We start from the raw sequence: 7,023 nt of genomic DNA, 5'->3' as shown, positions 1-7,023 counted from the left end.
GAACGTGCCTTGCATGAAAAGCTAGCTTCTGCTCGTCAGTTGTTATTGTTAGGTGTGCTTAGCAAGGAACAAATAGCCGAAGTATTAAACTTGCCGCTAGAAAAAGTTACTCAACTAACTAGCGAATAAAAGTCTACCACCCTACCCGCCCATTTTTATCCGCTTAATCCGTGGCTTTTACCACCTAGACTGCCACGGCTTTCAGTCTCGCAGTGACGATTCATTGGTTGCGGCTTTCAGCTTCGCATTGACGAATCATTGTTTGTTGCGCGCTTCCCCCCGTCATTACGAGCGTAGCGAAGTAATCTACAGCCTTCGCAGTGACTTAGACCTGCATCCGTGTAATCCGTGGCTTATGATTAACCAAACTGCTTTGCTAACTAAAGATAAAACAGGCTATCCTATACTTATCATTAAGTAGGTGCAGGCCAATGAAGTTTGAATGGGATGAACAAAAAAACAAAAAGAATATTGAAAAGCACCATGTCAGCTTTAAGCAGGCAGTAGAAGTATTCAATGACCCTTTACATCTTGCCATGCTTGATTATCGTTATAGCTATTTTGAAGAACGTTGGATTACCCTTGGCAATACAATGAATCAGAAGCTTTTAGTTGTGGCTAACCTGTATTTTACAGATAAAGGTGAAGAGGTGATTAGAATTATTTCAGCCAGAAAAGCCACAGCACTTGAGAGGAAACAGTATGAAAAATCATGAGCAATATGATGGCGTAGAAGACTTCGAGCTAGAAAATGAATATGACTTTTCAGAAGCTGTTCGCGGGCGTTTTTACAAGCCCCATAAAGTAGAAGCTACTCTAAATTTGGATGATGATGTTTTTTTATTTTTAAAGAAAAAAGCAGCTGAAGAACACCTAGATTTCCATTCATTAGTAAACCACCTATTAAGAAAAAGCCTCCGCAAACCTTCTGCTTCATAATCATTTAATTCAGGCATAAAAAAACCGACCCCTTGAGGTCGGTTTTGTTTAGTTATTAGCTGTTAAGCCAATTAACTAGTAGGGCTTACCACTTGTAAGCAGCACCCAGAGTTACAGCGGTAGTACCTTTATCTTTGCTGTCTTGGATTTCAGATACATCATCATTACCTACAGCGACTTCACCATAAACGTGGAAAGTTTTTGCTAGCTTGTAGTTAGCACCTAGACCAAAGTCAACGCCAGTATCTACATCGTTATCTGCAAAAGATACTAGTGCGTAAACATCACCTGCACCGTAGTTTACAGAACCGGTTAGGTTAGCAACCATGTAATCACCGCTGTTTTCTAGCACTAAGCCAGCACCAAAAGCGTCGGTTGCGTAGTTAACACTGGCGGCAATAATTGGGTCGGCATCACCTGCTACACCTACGCCAGGGTTACCATCTTCGTTGTTTTGGTCAAACGCTAAACCAAAACTTAGCTCATCATTTAGCTGGTAAGTAGCACCTAGCTGAATGTTCCAAACTTCATCACCATTGTTTGAAGTTAGCTTTTCGTTGCCGGCAGCTCTTGGACCATAAGCAGACTCATCAGAAGCATAGTGCTTAATGCCTAAACCAATTTTGAAGCCTGCAAGGTCATTGGTTTCGTAAGCAATAGCAGTACCACGAGAGTTAACGCTACCAGTATCTAGTGAACGGTAGCCTTCATTTTCCATAATATCTGCCTGACCAGTAACCATGCTGTAGGTGATAGAATCAAAGTTACCTGCTTTAACCGAACCAAAGTCACCCTTAACACCTAGGTAAGAGTTACGTGTGGTCCACTCACCACCGTCATCACCACCTTCAGTTATGTCGTTTTGAACACCTGGCTGAAAACGGAATTCAAAGTTGGTGAAAGCGGTTAAACCGTTTTCTAGCTTCTTCTCACCAGAAAAACCTAGGCGTGAACCTTGGTTTTGAATGGTGTTTTCGCCATCGTAGTTTTCTAGTTCTAGCTGAACTTTACCGTAGCTAGAGAAAGAACCCGTTTCAGATTCGTATAGTTTTACTGCAGCGTTAGCAGAGGTTGTAGCTAGTGCGGCGATTGATGCGGCGATCAATGTCTTTTTCATTTTAACTTCCTATTTAAGAATGGATTAATCCAGTAGTAGTTGTTCTAACCCTCATTAAAGATTTCTAAGTCTTTTAGAATGGTTAGTCCAATAATCTTTCGCGAGATAACAATAGTTATTATTTAGAGAAAATGCAAGTCCTTCTTGGTTGATTGTCACTAGATTTTTTCTGTTATCAGTATAATTTATGGTGAATTTGCAGTTTTCTCATTTATATACCTAGCAGTAGCCAGTTAGATTCAGCTGCCTATTCTTTGTGGGGTGGATTATACTGAGCTAAGTGTAAATATCCAATGTTGCTAATTTGTGACAGATTTTAAAAACACACCTAAATATTTAGAGGTAAAAAAATGCAGTGGATAGAAGTGTGTAAAGAAGAAGCTTTAGCTGAAGGTGAGTTTGTTATTGTTGAAAACGATGATGGCGACGAGGTGTTAGTCGCCCGTGCTGAAGGTGAGCTAAGGGCAGTAGTGAATGCTTGCTCGCACGATGGGCGGGGTTTTGAAGGTGGCTGTATAGAAGCTGGCCTGTTAATTTGCCCACGCCACGGTTCGCGTTTTTGCTTGCGTAGCGGCAAGGTGCTTACTCCACCGGCTTATAGCGATATAGAAACCTTTGAAGTGAAAGCGGAAGCTGGCCTTATTTTAGTGCAGGCTTAAGCCTTTTACGCCCAGTGGTTCTAGCTCAAACTGGTTGAATGCACCTGGGCTACTCACTAGCTTGAAAAGCTTGGCCTTTTCTACCCCTTGGCTATAGCTAATTTCAACCTTTTGCCCTTCTCGAAAGGGTAAAAGGGGCGTTATTAACCCAGCAGGAATGCCTAGCACTTGTAATTCTGGAATTAAAAACCCAGGCATAAAATCACGTTGCTCGCCTATTTTTATAATCGGTTTCACTGCGCAAGGCTGCATTCTACCGCCTAGACGCTCGATTCCCATTTGTAAGCCTTGTTGTACATCTTTCACCCACCTAATTAATCCGGCTTGCCAAGGGTCGCTGACGGCTTCTCTAAAAGCGACTAGCTCACCTGTTTTTAACAGAGGGACTTCTTCGCCCTGCCAAAAAATGCAGTAGCCGGTTGCGCTGGCGTTTACCTGGGTTAATGAATAAATAGGGTGACGCTTATTCAACTCTTCATCTAAAGAGGTGCTTAAATTGGTTTGCATTTCTACTAGCTGAATATGCCCATTACTGGTGTTTTCCCCAGCATCAAAGGCTGCAGACCAAGGGTCATCTTGGCTAGCAGTTATAAAGGGGTTGTCTTTAGGCTTTTCATTCAGGTTGCCGCCAGCAACTAGGCTTTCTAACGGGCGTTTGTTGTTCATGTGAAAATGTACGCTGCGTAAACCTAGTACCAGTTCTATGGGGTCGTTGGTTTCTATGCGTGGCGTTATACGGTCGTTAGCTTCGCCTAAGCAAGCGGCTAGGTGTTGGCTTAGGCGCTTACTGAGCTGAGACTTGGCTAAGTGAGTGTTTAAAGCGTCTATCAAAATACGGGTGTCTAAACTTAAGCCCCTGCCTTTGGGGTGGGTGTTTTTTTGAGGTGGCGTTGGTTTGGCATTTTGGGCATCTAGGCCGCTACGCTGGGGTATATATTGGTGTTCTGCGCTAATAATAAATAGCTGGTTAGGGTTATCTTCTGCTAGGCGGTTAAGCAAGGCAGCCGCTTCTGCTAAAAGCGGATAGACTAGGGTTACTTCATCACTGCGCAGGGTTTCTGCCTGAATAAGTGCTAGTAAAACAACCTGGAAATAAGCTTCTTCGCAGTTTTTTGGGCTGTTGGTTGTTAGGTTTTTATGTTGCAAACGGCTTTGGCAAGCAAGGTGGTAAAGTAGGTTTAGTTCTTGCCAGGTGTTAGCAGGTGCATTAACGCTGAGTAGGCAAGACCTTAAAATAAGCGCACTACTTTCTTTTAGGGCGTTGTAGAGGGCTTGTAATAAGCTGCGAGCTAAAATGGGTGGGGGTAATTGATCCCTTAATTTAAGCAGGTCATTTACAACTCGCTTATAGCCTTGGGCTAGCAGGTTTTGTAAGTTTTGTGCTAGGTCGCCTTCTTGTTCAAAATGGCTGCCTGTATCTAAACCTTGGGTAACTTGGTGAACAAGGGGTTGAATTAGGTTTAGCCATTCTAGGCGGCGTAGGGGTAAAAATTTAAGTTGATTAAACTCTTCCAAAAACTGGCTTAATGCTTGGCAACTGCCTTCTGGGTGGGCAAGGGGTAAGTTTTTGAGCCAGCTTTCCAAGGCTGCTAACTTTAACTCGCAACTGGTTAGCTGGTCTCGGTTAACTTCTGCAAGGTCAAAAAGTAACAGGCTCATGGGTGTTAGCTCCAAATGGGTTACCAGCTTTTTTACCACCCTAGGGGTGTTTTAGCAGGTTGGTTAGGGTATTCCCTTACAAGTTTAGGTACTAAAAAGCCGGGTAGTTCGGCTAGCAGCTCAGCATAAATCTGCCGAGCGCGTTTGTCATCTATTGCAAAGTGGGCAGCGCCTGCTACTGGGTCTAAAGTGTGAAGGTAGTAGGGTAGTATGCCTTGTTCAAATAGTTTTTCTGATAATTCTGCCAAAATGCTGGCTTGGTCATTTATACCCGCCAAAATAACGCTTTGGTTTAAGAGTAATACACCTGCTTGTTTTAGCCGTTGGAGTGATTCAACTAACTCTGCACCTATTTCTTGCGGGTGGTTAATGTGTACTACCAAAATCACTTTTAATCGGGTGGCTGTTATCCAGCTTAAAAACTCTGAGTTAATACGTGCAGGAATAACCACAGGCAAGCGGGTATGAATGCGTAGGCGTTTAAGCTGCGGCAAAGTTTCTAGTTGTTTAACTCTGGTTGCTAGGCGAGTGTCGGGGGTTGCTAAAGGGTCACCACCTGAAAGAATAACTTCATTTATTTTAGGGTGTTGTTTTAAATAATCTATAATTGCTTGGCTGGCGTGAGTGCTTAGGCTGTTTTCTGCATAAGGAAAATGGCGGCGAAAACAATAGCGGCAGTTAACTGCACAAGCGCCACTGGTGGTTAGTAGCACGCGTGAAGTGTACTTATGTATTAAACCAGGCAGGGGGTTATAAGACTTTTCTTGTAGGGGGTCACTAACGAAACCCGCTTGGGCTTGGCCTTCTGCACCTAGGGGTAGCACTTGCTGTAGTAGGGGGTCGAGTGGGTTGCCTGGTTGCATTAGTTGAATAAAGGCTTGGGGTACCAAGGTTTTAAAAAGTTGTTGGCCTTTTTCTAGCCCAGCAATACCCCCGGGTAGTTGTGTTGGGTTAATATTAAGCTGCTGGCAAAGTGTTAAGGGGTCGCGAACGGCCTGCTTTAGTTGCTCTGTCCAGTGGAGGGTTGCTAAGGTTTTGGGTATCATAAGTGATCGATTTTTTATGTCTGTCGTATATTAATTAATTTTAGAGATGGTATTTTATGGCGAATTACGCAACTAACGAATTTAAGGGTGGCCTCAAGTTTATGCTAGATGGCGACCCCTGCTCAATGTTAGATATAGAGCATATCAAACCTGGTAAGGGTCAGGCTTTTACTCGGGTAAAATTCCGCAACTTGAGCACTGGCCGTGTAGGTGAAAAAACCTTTAAAGTGGGTGAGAACGTAGAAGCTGCCGATGTAATGGATACCGATATGGAGTATCTCTACACCGATGGCGAATTTTGGCACTTTATGAAAACCGATGGCTCTTTCGAGCAGATAGGTGCTGATGCCAAGGCTTTAGGTGATACCAGTAAGTGGCTTAAAGAGCAGGAAGTTTACCTGGTTACTCTCTATAACGGTGCACCTATTTCTGTTACCGCACCTAACTTTATTGTTTTGCCTGTAGCAGAAACCGACCCAGGTCTTAAAGGTGATACGGCTCAGGGTGGCTCTAAGCCAGCTACCCTGCCAACTGGGGCGGTGGTGCGTGTACCTTTGTTTGTAAATGAAGGCGATTTGCTCAAAATTGATACGCGTACTGGCGAATACGTTAGCCGTGCGTAATTTATGCAATTAGCAATACTTAAAAAACGTGCCGAGCTGCTGAGTGCAACTCGGCATTTTTTTAATAGTCGTGGTGTATTAGAAGTTAATACGCCTGTGCTTGCACCTGCTGGTTCGACTGATCCGCTGCTAGATTCTTTTGTAACTCAGCTAGAAGGTGGTTCTACACCTTCACAGTTACTCTACCTACAAACTTCCCCAGAATTTTATATGAAGCGCTTGTTGGCTGAAGGCAGTGGCGCTATTTATCAGTTAGGGCCTTGCTTTCGTAATGGTGAATTAAGCCAGCGCCATAACCCAGAATTTTTAATGCTGGAATGGTATAGACCAGACTGGAAGTTATCCGAGTTAGAAGCTGAGTGTTGTGCTTTGTTTGATGAGTTATTAGGCGTGGCGAGTTACCAGCGTAGAACCTACCGAGAAGCGTTTATTGAGTTTGTAGGGCTAGACCCTTTTAAAACTTCTTTAGCTGAATTACGCCGAACTTGTGTGGCGGTTTCAGGTATAGATGCTGAGCAGCTAGATAGAGATGGCTGTTTAGACTTATTGCTGAGCCATAAACTAGAGCCAGCTTTAAAAAACTTAGGGCGGGTGATTCTTTATGAGTTTCCTGCCAGTCAAGCCGCTTTAGCACAAATTCACCAAGATGCTTACGGCAACCCTGTGGCCAGCCGTTTTGAACTTTATATTAACGGCTTAGAGCTAGCCAATGCTTACCAAGAGCTGACTTCTGCCAGCGAACAAGCCACTCGTTTTGAGGCAGATAATGCCCAGCGCCATGCTTTAGGTAAACCCCAGGTGACTGCCGATGCTAAGCTAGTCGCCGCCTTAGAAAAAGGCTTGCCAGATTGCAGCGGTATAGCGGTAGGTTTTGACCGATTGGTTATGCTAGCCTGCGACGCTGCCAGTTTAGATGAAGTGCAAACCTTTAGTGCTTATCGTTGGTAAAGCTAAATAAATCTGGCTAGTATTAATTTATA

The 7,023-nt window shown here is 43.8% G+C and carries 8 protein-coding genes; 5 read left to right on the top strand and 3 right to left on the bottom strand.

The features are described 5' to 3' along the window. Positions 1–431 precede the first annotated feature (431 nt). Positions 432–716 (top strand): BrnT family toxin, encoded by a 285-nt coding sequence (locus BP27_RS0113825; RefSeq protein WP_027852029.1) that lies wholly within the window; start codon positions 432–434, stop codon positions 714–716. Continuing rightward, positions 703–939 (top strand): hypothetical protein, encoded by a 237-nt coding sequence (locus BP27_RS0113820; RefSeq protein WP_027852028.1) that lies wholly within the window; start codon positions 703–705, stop codon positions 937–939. The genes BP27_RS0113825 and BP27_RS0113820 overlap by 14 nt, the downstream gene beginning before the upstream one ends. 85 nt (positions 940–1,024) lie before the next feature. Here the strand turns inward: BP27_RS0113820 and BP27_RS0113815 are convergent, their stop codons facing one another. Then, positions 1,025–2,056 carry a porin gene (locus BP27_RS0113815; RefSeq protein WP_027852027.1) on the bottom strand — a complete coding sequence of 344 codons (1,032 nt, stop codon included), beginning with the start codon at positions 2,054–2,056 and terminating at the stop codon, positions 1,025–1,027. Positions 2,057–2,406: 350 nt separating this feature from the next. Here BP27_RS0113815 and BP27_RS0113810 point away from each other — a divergent pair, with 350 nt between their 5' ends. Continuing rightward, the gene (locus tag BP27_RS0113810; protein ID WP_036240515.1) at positions 2,407–2,715 is read left to right on the top strand and encodes a Rieske (2Fe-2S) protein; all 309 of its coding nucleotides are present in this window, start codon (positions 2,407–2,409) and stop codon (positions 2,713–2,715) included. Here the strand turns inward: BP27_RS0113810 and BP27_RS0113805 are convergent. Then, positions 2,701–4,374 carry a hypothetical protein gene (locus BP27_RS0113805; protein WP_027852025.1) on the bottom strand — a complete coding sequence of 558 codons (1,674 nt, stop codon included), beginning with the start codon at positions 4,372–4,374 and terminating at the stop codon, positions 2,701–2,703. The two genes, BP27_RS0113810 and BP27_RS0113805, sit on opposite strands and share 15 nt — an antisense overlap. 32 nt (positions 4,375–4,406) lie before the next feature. Next, complete coding sequence (epmB, locus tag BP27_RS0113800) at positions 4,407–5,420, bottom strand: EF-P beta-lysylation protein EpmB (RefSeq protein ID WP_051610597.1); 1,014 nt, start codon at positions 5,418–5,420, stop codon at positions 4,407–4,409. Positions 5,421–5,476: 56 nt separating this feature from the next. On the opposite strand from epmB, the gene efp reads away from it, so the two are divergent. Then, the gene (gene efp / locus BP27_RS0113795; RefSeq protein ID WP_027852023.1) at positions 5,477–6,043 is read left to right on the top strand and encodes an elongation factor P; all 567 of its coding nucleotides are present in this window, start codon (positions 5,477–5,479) and stop codon (positions 6,041–6,043) included. 3 nt (positions 6,044–6,046) lie between these two features. Further along, positions 6,047–6,991, top strand: a complete 945-nt coding sequence (gene epmA / locus BP27_RS0113790; RefSeq protein ID WP_027852022.1) for an EF-P lysine aminoacylase EpmA — start codon at positions 6,047–6,049, stop codon at positions 6,989–6,991. Positions 6,992–7,023 lie beyond the last annotated feature (32 nt).

The organism is Marinospirillum insulare DSM 21763 (genome assembly GCF_000686905.1).
Lineage (GTDB): Bacteria > Pseudomonadota > Gammaproteobacteria > Pseudomonadales > Halomonadaceae > Marinospirillum > Marinospirillum insulare.
This window is presented reverse-complemented; position numbering and strand designations above follow the sequence as displayed.